This is a genomic window from Corynebacterium sp. KPL2680, from assembly GCF_040225675.1.
In the GTDB taxonomy this organism is placed as follows: Bacteria; Actinomycetota; Actinomycetes; order Mycobacteriales; family Mycobacteriaceae; genus Corynebacterium; species Corynebacterium rhinophilum.
In genome coordinates, this window is record NZ_JBEHFM010000005.1 from 78,211 (window position 1) to 96,896 (window position 18,686).

Here is an 18,686-nt window from a genome sequence, read left to right on the forward strand (position 1 = left end):
TCTTAAAGGACTCCAGATTGTTCCAAATCACGGCGAAGTACCTCGCGTTCCTCCTCGCTCGCGGCGGTGATAGGAAGGCGGGGCTCGCCAACTTCAAAGCCCTGCAGGCGCAGAGCTTCCTTTGCAAATGTCGCTCCGCCCAACCGCGCTTGAGCGCGGGTCAGTGGAAGAAGCGTTGAGTAATTTATTTCTTGCGCGCGGGCCAAATCGCCCGCATCGAAAGCTTCATAGAGTTCTACCAAGGCACGCGGTGCGGCGTGGCCGATGACGGAGATGAAACCCGAAGCGCCGAGGGATAGCCACGGCAGGTTAATCGGATCATCACCGGAGTACCACGCCAAGTCGGTTTCTTGGATGAGTTCTGCGGCCGCAGAAAGATCGCCCTTGGCATCTTTCACGGCTTGGATAGTCGGCAATTCCGCAAGGCGGCGGAGCGTATCCGACGCCACTGGGATGCCCGAGCGGCCAGGGATGTCATAGACGCAAATCGGCAGATCCGTGGAATCAGCAACTGCGGCAAAATGCTCGTAGACGCCCTTTTGGGAGGGCTTAGAATAATAGGGAGTCACCACGAGCAAACTATCGGCTCCGGCGGCGGCGGAAGCTTGGGCCACCTCGATGGAGGTGGCGGTATTATTCGTTCCGGCGCCCGCACAGATCCGGACGCGGTCTCCTACTTCCTCTTTTACGGCCTTGAGCAGCTCCAACTTTTCATCCAAGGACGTGGTTGGAGACTCGCCCGTCGTTCCACCCAAGATGAGTGAATCCACGCCGTTGTCTACGAGATGAGCTGCCAGGCGGCGACCCGCTTCTAAATCCAGCGCACCGTCACGATCAAACGGAGTGACCATGGCGACGCCAATGCGACCGAAGGTGTCAACGCCAGTCTTTGCTGTCATACCTGTGCTCATAGCCGTCAAGGTTACCCGCTAGGACACCTTTTGGCCGCATCGGGGTGCCGCGTGTTAAGCGTAGGGGCTTGCGGCCATCTGCGTTCCATCGGCCAACGTGGTGATATGGAAGTCATCGAAAAGCGCTGGTGCTTGCTCCTGCAAATGCTTCAAACACTCCACCGCTACGTGGCGCAATTCCGTATCCGCGTGCTCGGCCGCCCGCGCCCCAATGAAGTGGCGCCACGCGCGGTAATTACCGGTAACGACGAGCCTAGTTTCCGTAGCGTTGGGCAATACTGCGCGCGCTGCCTGGCGCGCCTGCTTCTTTCGCAGCAGCGCATTCGGCTCATCGAGCTTTTCTTCCAAGGCTTCTAGCAGCTCATCGTAGACAAAACGGGTTTCATCGACCGCCTGCATGACCAACCGGCGCAATTGCTCATCTTCTTCCACCAGCTTGGGCAGCGCTACTTGCGTCTCCTTTGGATGCACAAAGCGCTGGGATAGCTGCGAGAAGGAAAAATGCCGGTGTCGAACCAATTCATGGCTGGCAGAGCGCGAGAGCCCCGTGATGTACATCGTGGCCGTAGCGTGTTCCAATAGCGCCGTATGGCCTACCTCCATGATGTGGTGCAGGTAGGCGGAATTCGTAGCGGTGCGCGGGTTGGGCTTATCAAAAGACTCATAACACGCCCGTCCGGCGAATTCGACGAGGGCCTCGCCGTCAGTCGCCGTGTCATCAGCGCTCCACTGCGTTCCCTGCGGCGGATGAAACTCGGTAGCGGCAATGAGCTGGATTTTAAGCTCACTCGCAGTGGCCATACCGCTACAGCCCCAGGTACTTGTCTAGCCCGACGACCAATCCTGGGTGCTGCGCAATCTCCCGCACGCCGACCAGTACGCCGGGAGTAAAGGAGGAACGATCGTAAGAATCCTGGCGGATGGTCAGAGACTGTCCCTGCGCACCGAAAATGACCTCTTCGTGGGCCACCATGCCGCGGGTACGCACGGCATGCACCGGGATTCCGTCTACATTCGCCCCACGTGCCCCATCGAGGGACTTTTCCGTTGCATCCGGCATCTCCCCCAAGTCGGCGTCGCGGCGCGCTTGGGCAATGGCTTCTGCGGTGTGGATAGCGGTGCCGGAAGGCGCATCCAGCTTGGTGGGGTGGTGAAATTCCACGACCTCAGCAGTCTCAAAGAACTTCGCTGCCTGCTTAGCAAGCACCATTGTCATGACAGCAGAGATAGCGAAATTAGGTGCGATCAGCACGTTGCCAGCACCTTCTTGGCGGGTCCACTGCTCAACCTGGTCCAAGCGCTCTTTATCAAAGCCAGTGGTACCCACCACGCAGTGGATGCCGTTCGCGATGCAAAACTCCAAGTTTCCCATCACCGAATCAGGCTGGGTGAAGTCCACGATGACCTCTGCATGATTATCAACTAATTGCTGCAGTTCATCCCCGCGGCTAATTTCCGCTACGAGCTCTAAATCATCTTCGGCATTCACGCCTTCAACAATCGCCTTGCCGACGCGCCCTTGCGCTCCCAAGATTCCTACTTTGATCGCCATTGTGGGCCTCACTTTCTTAACAACTTTGCGTTAAAATTCTACTTGTTTAACTATCCTATCGCGCTCGCTCATGCGCGGCGGGCAGCCCTCCGGACACCAGAAATACCACTGCTAGACTGGCTGCCATGCAGATTTATATTGCTTCCGTTCCAGTAGATGACGTTGCTCGTGCCCACGATTTCTATGTCGATGTCCTTGGCTTCCGCGTAAAAGATGACGTCACACACGGCGATTTCCGGTGGCTGACGGTCACCAACGCCGACGGCGATGGCAGCGTTGAATTGCTGCTTGAGCCCGAGGGCCACCCAGCCGCCAAGACGTACACCGAAGCGCTGAAGGCGGATAATATCCCGGTCACCCAATTCTTGTCGCAGGATGTGGAGAAAGAATACGCCGAACTAAAGGACAAGGGCGTGGACTTTACCATGGAGCCCACCGACGTTGGACCCTCCATCATCGCGGTCTTTGACGATACCGTGGGCAACCTCATCCAGCTCGTCCAGTTGAAGCGTTAGTCCACACCTTCGCTAGTTTTCTTTGTACAACAATTGCATCACTTCCCCAGTTGAGCCACTTGTGTACCGGTAGAATTGAAAGAGACAACAAGGTAGACAACCTAGGAAGTGGTCACAATGTCTCGATCTACTCTCACCCGCGTTATCGCTGCTGGCGCCGGTATAAGCTGCATGCTCTCATTGGCTGCTTGCGCTAGCCCCAGCGATGACAAGGCCGCCGATGCCTCATTTGCCACGCAGGAGGAATCAACCAGTTCCACTGCAGAGTCGACGACGTCATCGGCAAAGAAGTCAGAGCCTTCTACCACGACCACTGACGATGACCCAACCAAGACGGTAGAAGACACCGCCCCGTTAAGCCACAATCAACAAAAGGCGCAAGGCAATAATCCAAAGCCGACTTTTGGTGGCATGGGCACGCCCTCCCTCGAGGATCAACACCACCTTCCTCCTGGATTGGGTGGCCTCGTTCCCACAGAGATCCGGGTAGCCGCGCACGATTCTTTCACCCGCGTCGTGGTCGACCTTGAAGGAGACGGCGAAGCCGGGTGGTTTACCACCTATACGGATCAGCCCGCCCACCAGGCCTCGGGACTTCCTGTCGAGGTAAAAGGCGCTACATTCCTCAACCTTGGCATCGAGGGCACCCCGTGGCCATCGACGCCAGAGTTGGAGCAAAAGTTCATGGATACTGGCATCACCCCAGGTGCCGGCGTGGTGCAAGAGATCAACTACACCACCACCTTCGAGGCGCAAACGCAGTTGATCATCGGTCTGAAGAAGCAAACGCCGTATTCCGTGACCTTCCTGCAGAACCCCAAGCGCCTCGTGCTTGATTTCCAAAATTAGGTAATCATAGCGAAGGCATAGCAATGGCCCTGTTTCCCAGCATGTGCGGGAAACAGGGCCATTGCTCTAACGAGCGCGCGAGGAATTAGTCCTCAACGGGCACTAGGGAAATCTTGCCGCGGTTATCAATATCCGCGATTTCTACCTGTACCTTGTCGCCCACGTTGACGACATCTTCGACCTTCTCGATGCGCTCGTCGCCACCCAGGTTGGAGATGTGGATCAATCCATCGCGGCCTGGGGTCAAGGATACGAAGGCGCCGAATGGAACGGTCTTGACTACCGTGCCGAGGAAGCGCTCGCCTACCTTGGGCAACTGCGGATTGGCAATGGAGTTAACCTTTTCAATCGCAGCATCCGCTGCTTCGCCGGTTACCGCAGAGATGTAGACCGTGCCATCGTCTTCAATCGAGACTTCAGCACCGGTATCTTCGGTGATCTGGTTGATGGTCTTGCCCTTAGGCCCGATGAGCTCACCGATCTTATTAACCGGAATCTTCACCGAGGTGATCTTCGGGGCCAGGCCAGACATCTCATCTGGGGAATCAATGACCTCAGCCATGGTTTCCAGGATGGTGGCACGGGCATCGCGGGCCTGCTCGAGTGCTTGAGCCAAGACCTTAGACGGAATGCCATCGAGCTTCGTGTCCAACTGCAGCGCAGTGATGAATTCAGAGGTACCTGCAACCTTGAAGTCCATGTCACCGAAGGCATCCTCGGCACCGAGGATATCGGTCAGTGCGACGAACTTTTCCTTGCCCTTAACCTCACCGGAAACCAAGCCCATGGCGATGCCGGCTACCGGCGCCTTGAGCGGAACACCCGCATTGTAGAGGGACAGGGTGGATGCGCACACAGAACCCATGGAGGTGGAACCGTTGGAACCGAGCGCCTCAGAGACCTGGCGGATGGCATACGGGAAATCCTCGCGCGACGGAATGACCGGAAGCAGGGCGCGCTCGGCTAGTGCACCGTGGCCGATTTCGCGGCGCTTGGGCGAGCCGACGCGGCCGGTCTCACCGGTAGAAAATGGCGGGAAGTTGTAGTGGTGCATGTATCGCTTGGATTCGATAGGAGTAAGCGAGTCGATCTGCTGCTCCATCTTCAGCATATCCAGGGTGGTTACACCGAGGATCTGCGTTTCACCGCGCTCGAACAAGGAAGAACCGTGTGCGCGTGGTACCAAGTCAACTTCGACGGACAGGTCGCGGATATCGGTAAGCCCGCGGCCATCGATGCGGAAGCCATCGGTCAAGATCTTGCGACGCACGATCTTCTTCATGACCTCGTTATAAGCAGCACGAATCTGCTTGGAGGCCACTGCTTCTTCCAAGTCCGCGAATTGCGGCAACAGGTCTTGTTCTACCTGTTCCATGTGTGCATTCGTAGCCTCGTCGCGCTCCTGCTTGCCTGGGATGGTCAGCAGGTTCTCCAGCTTCTTGGAAGCAGCCTTTTCCACGGCGTCGAAGACATCGTCCTCATAAGCCGGGAAGAGCGGGAACTCCTGGGTCTCCTTGGCAGTACGCTCTGCAAGGCCGTTCTGGGCCTCACACAGGGTCTTAATGAACGGCTTGGCTGCCTCGAGGCCCTCGGCGACGGCGGCTTCTTGCGGTGCCGGGGCGCCATCGGCAATGCGCTCAGCAACGTTGGTGCCGGCGCCAGCTTCCACCATCATGATGGCGACGTCTTCTTTACGGCCCTTAGTAACGATGCGGCCTGCAACCACCATTTCAAAGAGCGCGCGCTCGTGCTGCTCGTGGTTCGGGAACGCCACCCACTGGCCTTCTGGGTGCTTGTCATCAGCGATGAGCGCCATGCGCACGCCGCCGACGGCGCCGGAGACCGGCAGGCCGGAAAGCTGGGTTGCTGCGGACGCGCCGTTAATGGCTACGACGTCATAGTACTCTTCTGGGTCCTGCGACAGGACGGTGATGACCACCTGCACTTCGTTGCGCAGGCCCTTGACAAAGGTGGGGCGCAGCGGGCGGTCGATGAGGCGGCACGCCAAGATGGCCTCGGTGGAGGGACGCCCCTCGCGGCGGAAGAAGGAGCCGGGGATCTTGCCGGCTGCGTACATGCGCTCTTCCACGTCCACGGTAAGTGGGAAGAAGTCAAAGTTCTCGCGCGGCTGGTTCGAGGCAGTCGTGGTGGCCAGCAGCATCGTGTCATCGTCGAGGTACGTGGTTACGGAACCATCTGCTTGGCGGGCCAGCTGGCCGGTTTCGAAACGAACGGTGCGGGTACCAAAGTCCCCATTGTCGAGGACAGCGATAGCTTCGGTAATACCGAATTCTTCATCGATATTGAACTCTACGGAGTTCTGAACGCTCATCTAGTAAATCTCCTTGAATGTTTTAGGCGATCGTCGGTGCCGCCTTTTCCACATTGTTTTTGACAACGGTGAAAATTCTAACAGAGATTCCGTACTTTTGAGCTACGGCAATTACAAACGCCCCTCTCCTCACAAGGATAAAGTGGGTAATAAAACCACTAATTCCCCTTGCCGCAAGGCAAGGGGAATAATTCGGCCGCAGCCGCGTCGCAATTAGCGGCGCAGGCCCAGGCGGGAAATCAGATCACGGTAGCGATCCACGTTGTTTTCTGCCAAGTACTTCAGCAGGCCACGACGACGACCAACCATCAGCAGCAGACCACGACGGGAGTGGTGATCGTGCTTGTGGAACTTCAGGTGCTCGGTCAAAGTATTGATGCGGGAGGTCAGCAGGGCAACCTGTGCCTCGGGGGAACCGGTGTCGGTCTCGTGCAGGCCGTACTCCTTGAGGATTTCGGCCTTCTTCTCAGTGGTCAATGCCATGAGTATTTCTCCTTTATTTCAGTCCACACTATTCTTCAACGCGCAGCGCCGCCGTGGCGAGCTCCGCGTGCCGCAACTGTCGTGAACCACAGTCGCTAAGCCAAATCGTCATCTTACAGCCAATTAGCGCGGCAAATCAAAACGCTGCACTACTTGGCGCCCACCGTCCGGAAAAGTTCTTCGAGGTAGTCCACGAATTCATGGACGAAGCGTTCGTTGTCCACGCCCACGGCCACCTTCGCGGTAGGTTCCTGGCTCAGCCGGGTTTCATCGGCAATGGTGCGCCCGCGGGTGGGGCCTTGCGTATCCGTTTTCATATTGATTTCGATGACCTCTACCAACGACGGATCTGCGGCTACCGCCACGGCCAGCGGATCGTGCAGACCGCAACCTCCCAAGTGGGGAGCCGTGGTGGCATAAGCGCGAATGTAGTAATCCACCATATTGGCGAAAACCTCGCCCGCGGTCGTTCCGGTCTCCCGCCAGCGCGCGGTTTCTTTTTCCGTCAAGAGGGTGCGCAAGGTGACATCAAGGCCGACCATGGTGACATCTTGGCTGTGTCGGAAGAGGTAATCGGTGGCATCCGGGTCTTGGGAAATATTGGCCTCTGCCCACGCGGAGACGTTGCCAGGAACGGTCAGCGCTCCGCCCATCATGACGATGTGGGCGTTGGCGGCAAAGGTGGTATCGGCAAGCATAGCCTGGGCGATGGTCGTCGACGGACCTGTAGGAATAATGACCAGGTCATCACCGTAATCGCGCACGGCCTGCAAGAGGAAATCCGTGGCCGGCTGCGTGTCCTCGGTCTTACCGGACGGGCTAAGCGCGACCTCGCCCACGCCATTCTGGCCGTGGATGAAGGAGGAAATCTCGCTGGGCTGGAAACCGTCCGGGCTGCGGCCCGCAAAGACCGGGATATCAGACCTATCCAGCAAATCCAGCAGCGCCAGGGTATTGCGCACCGCCAGCGGCACCGTGACGTTGCCATAAGTACACGTCACACCGATGAGCTCAAGATCGGGGTGGGCCAGGGCATAAGCCAAGGCCAAAGCATCATCAATGCCGGTATCAAGATCGAGGATGGCCTTCATTTACTTCTCCTTTAAGAAATAGTCTTCGCTATTGCAGCCCTGCGCGCGAGCATCGGCAGCCAGCACCTTGCGGGCGGCTGCGACGTCCTGGGCCATGGCTTCCAAAAGCTCATCGACGGAATGAAACTTCACCATATCCCGCAGGTGGCCCACGAATTTCACGGTTGCCTCATAGCCATAAAGATCGGCATCGCGGTCCAAGACAAAAGACTCCACGGACCGCTCTTCATCACCAAAGGTGGGATTCGTACCGACGGAAATCGCCGCGGCATAGGCTACTTCGGGCTGCATATCCCCATCGAGGGGCGAGTCAGAATGCACAATAAACCAACCGGCATAAACCCCGTCCGCGGGAATGGCTACGGTATCCGGGAAATACTGATTAGCCGTGGGAAATCCCAGTTCCTTGCCACCGCGCCCCGCACCGCGCACCACAGGACCAGTGACCGTAAAGTGCCGGCCAAGCGCCCAATTCGCCGATTCTATTGCGCCCCGGGACAAGCTTTGGCGAATATAGGTGGAACAAATCTGCACGCCGTCTTCATCCAGGAGCGGGATGATATCGACGCTAAATCCAAACTCCTGTCCCAGCTGCCGCATGGCTTCCGCGGTGCCGCTGGCCCCAGCGCCAAAGGTGAAGTTCTCCCCCACCACCACGTGGTGCGCATGGAGTTTGCCCACCAAGAGGTCGCGCACATAGGGGCGCGGCTCCACGCCCTCTAGTTCCTTGGTGAAGTCAATGACAAGCACCATCTCGATGCCCATTTCTTCCGCGAGCTCTAGCCTGCGCTCGAAACTCACCACAGACAGCGGCGCGCGCTCCGGCAAGAAAACGGAGACCGGGTGCGGGTCAAAGGTCACCATGACGGGGACCTGATTATTCGCCCGCGCGTGTTTCACACAGGCAGAAACGAGCTGTTGATGGCCGCGGTGCAAGCCATCGAAGACGCCAATGGTTACCGAGGTCGGCCCCACATCCGCGGGGATGTCATCGATTCCGTAACAAATATCCACGTAATCCATCGTAGAGCATAGACTTGTACCCTATGACTGATGCGCTCGCACATTCCGGACTTGTCATTGTTGATAAGCCTGCCGGCATGACCTCTCACGATGTTGTTAGCCGCCTACGCAGGTATTTTCACACCAAAAAGGTCGGCCACGCCGGCACCTTAGATCCCATGGCAACTGGGGTGCTGGTCCTTGGCATCGAACGCGGCACCAAATTCCTCGCGCACATGGTTGCTTCCACCAAGTCTTATTCGGCCACCATTCGCCTCGGCGCTTCTACCACCACCGATGATGCCGAGGGCGAATTTCGCTGGGAAAAGCCCGCAGCAGCGCTTGATCGATCCGCCATCGAGGCCGAGGTTGCCACATTGACCGGTGAGATTATGCAAAAGCCCGCCGCGGTTTCCGCCATCAAGATCAAAGGTAAAAGGGCGCATGAATTGGTGCGCGAGGGAAAAGAGGTAGATATCCCCGCCCGCCCGGTCACCGTCCACAGTTTTGATATTCATGACATGCGCACCGAGGGCGATTTTCTAGACATCGATGTATCCGTGGAGTGTTCCTCCGGCACCTATATCCGCTCCTTGGCGCGCGATATGGGCGAGGCACTTGGCGTCGGTGGGCATTTAACCGCCCTGCGCCGCACGACGGTGGGGCCCTTTGCGCTTGCCGATGCCCACCTCCTCGACGATCTCGCAGAAAACCCCCGCCTGTCCTTGAGCCTCGACGAAGCACTCAAGCGCAGTTTCCCCGTGCTGCCCGTCACCGAGGACGAGGCCGCGGCTTTAGCGATGGGCAAATGGCTCGAGCCGCGCGGGCTATCCGGGGTGCATGCGGCGGTAGCCCCCAATGGCCAGGCCATCGCGCTCATTAAGGAGAAGGGAAAAAGGTTGGCCACGGTCTTTGTGGCGCGGCCGTCTACCCTCTAAACCAGAGCCTTAGAGGGAAGACCAAGGGGACCAGTGCGAACGTTCGGTTTAGGCGGAGAAATCAAGGGCCGGAACCAGCGTGGAAACCACGACATAACCGCCCTTTAGGATCCACTTGCCAGTGATAAACGGCACTGGCGTGGGGCGGGCCAGGATATAAGAAATAAAGGTTCCATCTTCGCGGATATCGATTTCTGCCTGATCGAAATCGAGCCACCGATGCGTCATGGGAAACCACGCCTTATAGGTGGCCTCCTTGGCGCAAAATAGCAGGCGGTCTGGGCAGTGCACCCCCGCCTTTTCTAGGCGCGGCAGCTGCGGCATTTCCCCGGATCGGGCGATCATGGTCAACACATGTTCGGGCAGCCGCTGCGCCGGCTCCGCATCAAGGCCAATGGAGCGAAAATCCGTAGTGGAGGCCACCACCGCTGCGCGCAGGCCCTCCGTATGCGTCATGGATCCGATAAATCCTTCGGGCCACAGCGGCATGCCCCGCTCTCCGCGCATAATCGGGTTAGTACCTGTAAAGCCCAGCTCGCGCAGGGCCTGGTGCGCACACCACCGGGCATCGCCAAATTCGGACTTCCGGATATCGACCGCCTGCGAGACTATGGACTGTTCCTTAGGGTCGAGCTGATCATAGTTGAGTAGGTCGGACTCGCGGGCATCCGTACGCACATAGCAATACCGGGTAGTTTCTGGGAACAGGTCGGGGTATAACATCAATTCACCTCCCCAAACGTCGAAGTAACTGGGTATGGCCACGGGATACGGTGCGGCTGGTTACGCCATTCGCGCGGGTAGCCTAATGAGACTTCGATATGGTCTACCCCATCCACATTCATCTTTGAAGGCATGTGCAAGTGGCCGTAAATGACAGCTTCTGCCTTGTACCGTCGCGGCCACGAACGCGTATGCCGCGAGCCGCTCCACAGGGCAATCTCTGGAAAGCGCAGAACCATCGTAGGTTCTTGCACCAGTGGCCAGTGGTTAACCAAGATAGTTGGGCCCTGTACTCGGGATAAACGCTTAATGGAATACGCCAAGCGGTCCCAACACCATGCGCGCACGTCTACGAAGGGAGCGATTGCTACCTCATCGGTCATGACAAGCTTTTTAGAGTGTGCCTGCTGCACCGCTTCTTCCACCGAGGTACCCGGTGGGCGGAAACTGTAGTCATACAGGGTAAAAAGCGGCACAATCGTTATCCCATTAAAAGCCGGATAGGGGTCCTCTGGGGTGATAACGCCGATTTCCCGGCAGGCGGCCACCAGGTAATCGTATTTTTCGCGCCCCTTGTACTGGTCTTGGGAACGAGAAAATAAATCGTGATTGCCTGGTGCCCAAATGACGGTGTCATAGCGCGCGGCCAAGTCCCGCAAGATGCGCAGGATAAGCTCGCTGCGCTCTGCAACATCGCCTGCCACAATGAGCCAATCGGCCGGATCGGGTGGGTTAAGTTCTGCAATGCGCGCTAAATTTTCACGGATCGCGCCGTGCAAGTCTGCTACTGCCCATAGCGTTGGCATTACCGCTCCCACCCGCCTTGCTCATCATCGTTACGGAGTCTCTCGCTGTAGTTAAATCTGTAGTGCTGTTGCTACTCGTTACAGTCACTGTAGCGCAGGTACTACTCTGCTACTACAGCCCATTTCATGGAATAGAAGCGGTAGACCACGCCAATGAGGCGGAAAGTAATGAATGCAGCCAAGCCGCACCACACGCCGGTAAGGCCCGTGCCCATGGCATGTGCGAGGAGCACCCCGGGCAAAAATCCCAGAAGAACCGAGGCAATAGTCAGGCTGCGCAAGAATGCCGCATCCCCTGCCCCCAATAGAACGCCGTCCAGGGCAAAGACCACGCCACCGGCGATGACCATGCCGACCAGGATCCACCATGGTTGGCTCATGGCATCGATGACCTCCTGAGAGGATGTAAAGACGCGCGGAATGAACCCGGCCCCAGCGGCGAAAACCAAGGCGAGGAAGGCTGAGAAAATCGTAGAATACATCACTACCTTGCTTCCCACGCTGCGCGCGTGGCGCGCCGAACCAGCGCCCAAGGCAGCTCCAGTCAAGGCCTGAGCGGCAATGGCCAAGGAATCCAAAATCAGCGACATGAAATTCCACAGCTGCATCATGATTTGGTGGCCGCCCAACGCGGCCGTGCCCACGCGGGATACCACGGCCGTTGCAGTTAGAAAGGCCACCTGAAAGCTAGCGGAGCGCAAGATAAGGTCGCGGCCCAAGATCAACTGTTTACGCACGATGTGCCACCGAAATTTCCACGAACCTTCGTGCTGTTTATACAGCTCGCGCACGAAGAGGCTCGCGATAATGCTCATCCCCAATACGGTGGCAATGGCAGACCCGGCAAGGCCCCACCAATACACGAATGCGGGTACGGCAATGGCTCCGGGAATCATTCCGGCAAGGGTGAAATAGAGCGGCTTCTTGGTATTTTGCACACCGCGCATCCAGCCATTTCCGGCCATTTCCACCAACGTTACGGGAATCGCCAGTGCAGCGATCCGCAGCCACAGTGCAGTTCCGGCCGCAGTCGTAGGATCCCCGGTAAGCCACTGGGCAAAAACACCGCCGAAGATCCACATGATGAGGGCTAAAAGCCCACCAACGCCCAGGGCCACGTAGGTTGCTTGCACACCTTCTGCCACTGCCTCGGCGCGCTTACCAGCGCCAAAAAGGCGAGACGAGCGAGCCGTCGTGCCATAGGACAGGAAGGTCAGCTGCGTGGTCACCACGGTATGGATCGTGGTTGCCGCGGCGAGCGAAGCCAATTCCTGGGCACCCAGGCGCCCCACCACTGCGGTATCGAGCAAGAGGTAGAGCGGCATCGCGGCCAGGACTCCAAGCGCAGGAAACGCGAGGCCGAAGACCTCGCGTGCGCTTACTGTCGTGGGGGTTGACTGCCTAGTGCTCATCGATGGCACTCACCAGCTCCGCGACGATTCGTTCTTCGCTTCCCGATGTCATGTACCCAGCAGCGGGAATATGCCCGCCGCCACCAAATTGGGTTGCCAAGGCGGCGCAATTGATCGTAGTCGAACGCAGCGATACCGCCCATATCCCAGGCGACTGTTCCTTAAAGACCACACCCAATTCGGTGCCTTCAAGGGCACGCACGAAATCTACTAGGGACTCGACTGCGGAATCCGAATGACCTTCGATATCGGCCAAGCCTGCAACGAGGATGCCCACACCCATTTCACCAGCATGTTCAATGCGCAGTCCTGCAAGCACGCGGCCGACCATCTGCAGATCATCTGGAGTCGTGGCATCGAGCAGATCCGTGGCAATCTGCTTGGTATCCAGGCCATAGCGCATCAAGCGCGTGGCCACATCGTGCATGGCGGGCCTGCCCCACCGGAAGCTACCCGTATCGGTCAAAAGACCCGCATACAGGCAGTGTGCGATGCTGCTTTCGATTTGCACCGACAGCATATCCAGGATGGTCAATATGGCCACCGTGGTGGACTCGCACTCTGAATCAACCAAGTTCACTGAGCCAAACCCGAGGTTGGACGAGTGGTGGTCGATGCACAGCACGCGCCCTGCCTCTGTCAGCTCGGCGATATCTGCAGAAAACAAACCAGTGCGATCGATCGACCCACAATCCACGGTGACATAAAGGTCATATCCCTGCGGGAGCTCCCGCATGACCTTAACGTGATCTGCGCCGGGAATGGAGTAAAGATTAGGCGCAAAGTCCTTGTCCTGGCCAATGACCGCACAGGCTTCTTTCCCACTTTGTTGCACGGCTAAGAGCAACGCCGTGGCTGAACCAATGGCATCGGCATCCGGGCGCAAGTGAGTGATAATACAGATGCTTTGCGCGCCAGAAATGGCATCGACTGCGTCCTGATATTCCTTGCGGGTCACTTAAGCCTCGTCTTCATCGGAGGTTTTATACGGATTGGCCTCGCCCGCGGGCTTAGCGTTTTCCTTCAATTTTGCTAGCTCCTCATCGCGAGCCCGAGCGCGCGCCAAGAGCTCTTCCATGTGCGCGGAGGCTTCCGGGACGGTATCGAGCTCAAAAGCAAGGGTTGGGGTAAAGCGAACGGACAACTGATCGCCAACGATCTTGCGCAACTGTCCCTTCGCGCGCTTGAGTGCTTCCTCAGCCTGGTCATAATCGGGTTCCGCATCGATATCGTGGCCACGCACCGTGTAAAAGACGGTAGCGTCGTGCAAATCACCGGTGACGCGTGTATCGGTCACGGTGACCATCTCCAAGCGGCGATCCTTAATCTGCAGCTCAATCGCACTAGCCACGATTTCCTGAATTCGTTTTGCTAGCCGCGCCGCGCGTGCGTGATCGACCATGAGAACCTCCAAGCTAAAGGGGAAAAATTTATTCCTAAATTACCGTGTCGCGGTATCAGAAACCACCAGTTTAGTTACTCACCGCACCCAATGGAAACCGCTTGAAAACCTCACATGCGAAAACGCGAAACGGCCCGCTCTACCTGCCGCACCTCGCGATCTCCCTCCGGGGAGAAAGAATCTTGAGGTGGGCACGCACAGCGGGCCGAAACTAGCAGCGACTAGTCGCGCGGTACCTCGACTTCTTCATAAGCCTGGATGATATCTCCTACCTGGATATCCGGGTAGGACAGCACCATACCGCACTCATAGCCGGCCTTGATCTCAGTAGCGTCGTCCTTTTCGTGACGCAGGGACTCGATCTTGGCATCGGCAGTAACCACGTTGTTATCGCGGAGCAGGCGAACCTTGCCGTTGCGGACAACCTTGCCTTCGGTGACCATACAACCGGCGATGGTACCCACCGAGGAGGACTTGAACAGGGCGCGGATTTCGGCCGCACCGGTGTCGCGCTCCTCGTAGATCGGCTTGAGCATGCCCTTGAGAGCGGCCTCGACTTCCTCGATGGCCTTGTAGATAACCGTGTAGTAGCGGATATCCACGCCCTCTTGGGTAGCGATCTCCGTGGCCTTGCCCTCCGAGCGAACATTGAACGCAATGATGACGGCATCGGAAGCGGCGGCCAACGAAATATTGGTCTCCGTTACGGCACCAACACCGCGGTCGATGATGTTGAGCTCGACTTCGTCCTCGGTCTTGATGTCCAACAGGGCATCTTCCAGCGCCTCGACGGAGCCGGCGTTGTCGCCCTTGAGAATGAGGTTGAGGGTCGAAGTCTCCTGCAATACCTTGTCCAGATCCTCCAGGGACACGCGCTTGCGCTGCTTTGCCTGCAAGGCAGAACGCTTACGAGCATCGCGCTGGTTAGCAATCTGGCGGGCCACGCGGTCATCATCAACCACGAGCAGGTTATCGCCAGCACCTGGAACGCCGGACAGGCCTTGCACCTGTACCGGGCGGGAAGGACCGGCTTCCTTGACGTCCTCACCAAACTCATCGAGCATGCGGCGCACGCGACCGTGTGCATCGCCTACCACGATGGAATCGCCGACGTGCAGCGTACCGCGCTGGACGATGACCGTAGCCACCGGGCCGCGACCGCGGTCCAAGTGAGCTTCGATGGCCACACCCTGGGCATCCATCTCTGGGTTAGCCGTGAGCTCGAGGGCGGCATCGGCAGTCAGGATGACAGATTCCAGCAGCTGGTCGATGTTCTGGCCCTGCTTAGCAGAGATGTCCACGAACATCGTATCGCCGCCGTACTCTTCAGGCACCAGGCCGTACTCCGTGAGCTGGCCACGGATCTTTTCCGGCTGCGCCTCCGGCTTATCCACCTTGTTCACGGCCACGACCACCGGGATATCGGCAGCCTTGGCGTGGTTGATGGCCTCAACCGTCTGTGGCATGACGCCGTCATCGGCGGCGACTACCAAGATGGCCAAGTCAGTAGACTTCGCACCGCGGGCACGCATGGCGGTAAAGGCCTCGTGACCAGGGGTATCCAGGAATGTGATGGTGCGCTCGCCATCCACGTCAACCGTGGTCTGGTAAGCACCGATTCCCTGGGTAATACCGCCGGCCTCACCGGCTGCCTCATTGGTCTTACGGATGGTATCCAACAGGCGGGTCTTACCGTGGTCAACGTGACCCATGACGGAGACGACTGGAGGGCGGTGTTCGAGGGCCTCTTCGCCGCCTTCATCCTCGCCGAATTGCAGGTCGAAGGACTCGAGCAGCTCGCGGTCCTCGTCTTCTGGGGAGACGACTTCTACCTTGTAGTTGATCTCGTCACCGAGCAGCTGCAGCGTATCTTCCGATACGGATGCGGTTGCGGTGACCATTTCACCAAGGTTGAACAGTGCCTGTACCAATGCTGCTGGATCGGCACCGATCTTCTCCGCGAAGTCAGACAGCGAAGCGCCGCGGCGCAGGCGGACGGTCTGTCCCTTGCCATCTGGCAAGCGGACGCCGCCTACGACGTGCTTCTGCTGCTCTTCAAACTCATGGCGCTTTTGCCGCTTCGACTTCTTGCCCTTGCGTGGTGCGCCACCTGGACGGCCGAATGCACCAGCGGTGCCGCCGCGACGCCCACCGCGTCCACCGCGGAAACCGCCGGGACGACCGCCGCCTGGGCCGCCTGGACCACCAGGTCCGCCGTGACCACCTCGACCGCGGCCGCCGCGTCCACCACCGCTCGGTGCCTTGGAGGGCATCGAGGCAGGGTTCGGATGCGAAGGCATCATGGCTGGCGACGGACGACGTCCACCGCCGCCACCCTGGCCTTGATTCTGATCCTGGCCCTGACGGTTAGTGCCGCCCTCGTTGCGGCCGCCGCGCTTTCCACCGCGGTTATCGCCAGGCCGGTTGCCGCCGCGCTGGCCCTTGGAGCCACCGGGACGTGGGCCTGGTCGGTTATCGCCGCCACCCGTGGAAAATGGGTTATTGGCAACGCGGCGGGATCCACCGGGCTTAGGCATCGGTCGCGGCATGGCGTTGCCTGGGGTCGGACGCTCGCCCGACTTCTTGGCATCGCCTTGGCCTGCGTTTTGACCTGGCTTCGGTGCACCTTGGCCGGGCTTCGGTGCTGGCTTGCCAGCGGCAGCGCCCGGCTTTGGTGCTGCCTTACCAGGCTTGGGGGCAGCCTTAGCGGACCCTGCGCCTGGCTTCGGCGCAGCGTCGGATGGCTTCGGTGCCTGTGCCCCTGGCTTCGGTGCGCCGGGCTTAGGCGCAGCGGATTTCGCTCCGCCCTGTGCGCCAGCGCCTGGCTTTGGCGCAGGCGATGCCTGCTTCTTGGCGCTGCCTTGACCGGGCTTAGCGGGCTTGGCAGTTTTCTCAGCCTTGTCTGCCTTAGCTTCGGTGGCATCGCCACCGGACTGTGCTTCATAGTGAGCACGCATCTTCTTGACCACCGGTGGTTCGATGGTCGAGGATGCGGTTTTCACGAACTCGCCTTGTTCTTTCAGGGTGGCGAGCAGTTCCTTGCTGGTTACTCCGAGCTGTTTTGCCAACTCGTGAACACGTAGCTTTCCGGGCACTTGTCTCCTCTTGGTATCGCCTAGGAGCCAAGGCCGCGAAAAACTGGCCTGACTCCTAGTTAAACGTTCTGGACTTTCATCGCTGATGCTTCATCGTTGTTCGCTCATCAGTGTTCGGTCTTCCTTTTTAACTCTGGTGTGTACGAATCTTGTGCAGCTTGTTCCGCACACGGTACTTTTTCGCCCTGTACATTTTCGTACTGTGCTTCCAAGTATCTACGTACCTGACCTGTGTCCACGGATGCGGACGTGCGGAGCGCGCGCTTGAAAGCATGTTTGCGCTCAGCTAGCTCGAGTGCAGAAAGCGTGGGGCTAATCCATGCGCCGCGGCCGGGAAGCCGCCGGAATGGATCCACCACCGCGCGGCTGCCTTGAGGATCATTGGCATCAATGACCACCCGCAGCAGCTCCGTATCGGGCATGCGGCGACGCGTAGCGATGCAAGTACGAAGCCGTTGAGTCTGCGACATCGAACTCCTTAACTTTCGCTGCGTCTGCATGTCCCTTTCTGCATCTGGGCCGTTTACTAGCCTACGCTATTTATCCGCATTTCCTTAATTCGCGTCCGCGTCTGAATGAATATCGATCTTCCAGCCGGTCAAACGGGCGGCTAGGCGCGCGTTCTGGCCTTCCTTACCAATGGCAAGGGACAGCTGGTAGTCAGGGACGATAACTCTCGCCACCTGCTCTTCGCTATCGAGCACGGTCACCTTGATCACCTTGGAGGGGGCCAAAGCATTGCCCACATATACGGTGGGATCCTCGCTGTAATCAATGATGTCGATCTTTTCCCCACCGAGCTGGCGCATGATGTTATTCACGCGCTGACCGCGCGGGCCAATGCACGCGCCCTTGGCGTTGAGGCCTTTAGCGTGGCCAATAACAGCGACCTTGGAGCGGTGCCCAGCTTCGCGGGCGATGGCGATCATTTCCACGCTGCCATCCGCAACTTCCGGAACTTCCAGTTCAAAAAGCCCGCGCACTAGCTCCGGATGGGTCCGGGACAAGTTGATTTGCACATTGGCGCCATTGCGGTTTACCCCCACCACATAAGCCTTGATGCGGTCACCGTGCTGCAGCTTCTCTCCGGGGATTTGTTCTGCGGGAAGCAAGATTCCGTCCTGCGATTCCAACTCGGAACCGAGCTGGACCACAACGATGCCGCGGGCATTGGCACGCGCATCGCGCTGGACGATGCCACTGACTACACGCCCGCTAAGCTCCGAATAGGAATCAAAAGTGCGCTCGGCTTCGGCCTCGCGCAGCTTGCGCAAGATGGCTTCGCGCACGGCGCGTGCACCCACGCGGCCAAAGTTATCCGGGGTGTCATCGTACTCGCTGGTTACCTCCCCGGTTTCGGAGTCGCGCTCGGTAACGATGACACTGACGGCACCGGTGGTGGTGTCGATGTCTACTCGGGACTTGGTGCCTTCGGCCTTGCTCTCCGCGGTGGATTCGCGGTAATCCAGGTAGGAATACAACAAGGCACTTGCAATCGACTCCAACAGGTCATTGACGGGGACCTGCCGTTCGGATTCGATGGTACGAAGTGCCTCAAGATCAATATTCACTTGT

General features: G+C 58.5%; 18 protein-coding genes. 3 read left to right on the forward strand and 15 right to left on the reverse strand.

Annotated elements, in window-relative coordinates:
* Positions 1 to 2 precede the first annotated feature (2 nt).
* Genes dapA through dapB form a run of 3 tightly spaced genes read right to left on the reverse strand, consistent with a single transcriptional unit; the run spans position 3 to position 2,463 of the window.
* Entirely contained in the window at positions 3 to 911 is a 909-nt protein-coding gene (dapA, locus tag ABRP66_RS03990) for a 4-hydroxy-tetrahydrodipicolinate synthase (protein WP_284769633.1), read from the reverse strand.
* Positions 912 to 965: 54 nt separating this feature from the next.
* Positions 966 to 1,712 (reverse strand): FAD-dependent thymidylate synthase, encoded by a 747-nt coding sequence (gene thyX, locus ABRP66_RS03995; protein ID WP_284769632.1) that lies wholly within the window; start codon positions 1,710 to 1,712, stop codon positions 966 to 968.
* A 4-nt stretch (positions 1,713 to 1,716) separates the two neighbouring features.
* On the reverse strand, positions 1,717 to 2,463 hold the full coding sequence (gene dapB / locus ABRP66_RS04000) for a 4-hydroxy-tetrahydrodipicolinate reductase (protein WP_284769631.1): 747 nt from the start codon (positions 2,461 to 2,463) through the stop codon (positions 1,717 to 1,719).
* A 125-nt stretch (positions 2,464 to 2,588) separates the two neighbouring features.
* On the opposite strand from dapB, the gene ABRP66_RS04005 reads away from it, so the two are divergent.
* Both ABRP66_RS04005 and ABRP66_RS04010 read left to right on the forward strand, forming a co-directional pair.
* Positions 2,589 to 2,978 (forward strand): VOC family protein, encoded by a 390-nt coding sequence (locus tag ABRP66_RS04005; RefSeq protein WP_284769630.1) that lies wholly within the window; start codon positions 2,589 to 2,591, stop codon positions 2,976 to 2,978.
* A gap of 117 nt (positions 2,979 to 3,095) precedes the next feature.
* A complete protein-coding gene (locus ABRP66_RS04010; protein ID WP_284769629.1) occupies positions 3,096 to 3,827 on the forward strand; it encodes an AMIN-like domain-containing (lipo)protein in 732 nt (243 codons plus the stop codon).
* 85 nt (positions 3,828 to 3,912) lie between these two features.
* Here ABRP66_RS04010 and ABRP66_RS04015 read toward each other — a convergent pair whose 3' ends face one another.
* From ABRP66_RS04015 to ABRP66_RS04030, 4 genes are all read right to left on the reverse strand, one after another.
* Positions 3,913 to 6,159, reverse strand: coding sequence for a polyribonucleotide nucleotidyltransferase (locus ABRP66_RS04015; RefSeq protein WP_284769628.1), 2,247 nt, complete (start codon positions 6,157 to 6,159; stop codon positions 3,913 to 3,915).
* A gap of 213 nt (positions 6,160 to 6,372) precedes the next feature.
* Positions 6,373 to 6,642, reverse strand: a complete 270-nt coding sequence (gene rpsO / locus ABRP66_RS04020; protein ID WP_005278802.1) for a 30S ribosomal protein S15 — start codon at positions 6,640 to 6,642, stop codon at positions 6,373 to 6,375.
* Between the two features lie 149 nt (positions 6,643 to 6,791).
* The gene (locus ABRP66_RS04025; RefSeq protein WP_349838369.1) at positions 6,792 to 7,733 is read right to left on the reverse strand and encodes a nucleoside hydrolase; all 942 of its coding nucleotides are present in this window, start codon (positions 7,731 to 7,733) and stop codon (positions 6,792 to 6,794) included.
* Positions 7,734 to 8,756, reverse strand: coding sequence for a bifunctional riboflavin kinase/FAD synthetase (locus ABRP66_RS04030; RefSeq protein WP_349838370.1), 1,023 nt, complete (start codon positions 8,754 to 8,756; stop codon positions 7,734 to 7,736). It abuts the gene before it with no gap.
* 23 nt (positions 8,757 to 8,779) lie between these two features.
* Here ABRP66_RS04030 and truB point away from each other — a divergent pair, with 23 nt between their 5' ends.
* Positions 8,780 to 9,673: a tRNA pseudouridine(55) synthase TruB gene (gene truB, locus ABRP66_RS04035; protein ID WP_284769625.1), complete on the forward strand. Its 894-nt coding sequence runs from the start codon at positions 8,780 to 8,782 to the stop codon at positions 9,671 to 9,673.
* Positions 9,674 to 9,721: 48 nt separating this feature from the next.
* Here the strand turns inward: truB and ABRP66_RS04040 are convergent, their stop codons facing one another.
* The 8 genes from ABRP66_RS04040 to nusA all read right to left on the reverse strand — a co-directional run bounded on the left by ABRP66_RS04040 (position 9,722) and on the right by nusA (position 18,682).
* A complete protein-coding gene (locus ABRP66_RS04040) occupies positions 9,722 to 10,396 on the reverse strand; it encodes a 4'-phosphopantetheinyl transferase family protein (RefSeq protein ID WP_284769624.1) in 675 nt (224 codons plus the stop codon).
* Positions 10,396 to 11,202: a metallophosphoesterase family protein gene (locus ABRP66_RS04045; protein ID WP_284769623.1), complete on the reverse strand. Its 807-nt coding sequence runs from the start codon at positions 11,200 to 11,202 to the stop codon at positions 10,396 to 10,398. Before ABRP66_RS04045 ends, ABRP66_RS04040 begins: the two co-directional genes overlap by 1 nt.
* 101 nt (positions 11,203 to 11,303) lie before the next feature.
* Positions 11,304 to 12,614, reverse strand: coding sequence for an MATE family efflux transporter (locus tag ABRP66_RS04050; RefSeq protein WP_284769622.1), 1,311 nt, complete (start codon positions 12,612 to 12,614; stop codon positions 11,304 to 11,306).
* Positions 12,604 to 13,572: a DHH family phosphoesterase gene (locus ABRP66_RS04055; RefSeq protein ID WP_284769621.1), complete on the reverse strand. Its 969-nt coding sequence runs from the start codon at positions 13,570 to 13,572 to the stop codon at positions 12,604 to 12,606. The genes ABRP66_RS04050 and ABRP66_RS04055 overlap by 11 nt, the downstream gene beginning before the upstream one ends.
* Positions 13,573 to 14,016 (reverse strand): 30S ribosome-binding factor RbfA, encoded by a 444-nt coding sequence (gene rbfA / locus ABRP66_RS04060; protein ID WP_284769620.1) that lies wholly within the window; start codon positions 14,014 to 14,016, stop codon positions 13,573 to 13,575.
* Positions 14,017 to 14,237: 221 nt separating this feature from the next.
* Positions 14,238 to 17,111 carry a translation initiation factor IF-2 gene (gene infB / locus ABRP66_RS04065; RefSeq protein ID WP_284769619.1) on the reverse strand — a complete coding sequence of 958 codons (2,874 nt, stop codon included), beginning with the start codon at positions 17,109 to 17,111 and terminating at the stop codon, positions 14,238 to 14,240.
* A 107-nt stretch (positions 17,112 to 17,218) separates the two neighbouring features.
* Positions 17,219 to 17,581, reverse strand: coding sequence for a YlxR family protein (locus ABRP66_RS04070; protein ID WP_284769618.1), 363 nt, complete (start codon positions 17,579 to 17,581; stop codon positions 17,219 to 17,221).
* Between the two features lie 84 nt (positions 17,582 to 17,665).
* A complete protein-coding gene (nusA, locus tag ABRP66_RS04075; RefSeq protein WP_284769617.1) occupies positions 17,666 to 18,682 on the reverse strand; it encodes a transcription termination factor NusA in 1,017 nt (338 codons plus the stop codon).
* Between the last annotated feature and the right edge of the window lie 4 nt (positions 18,683 to 18,686).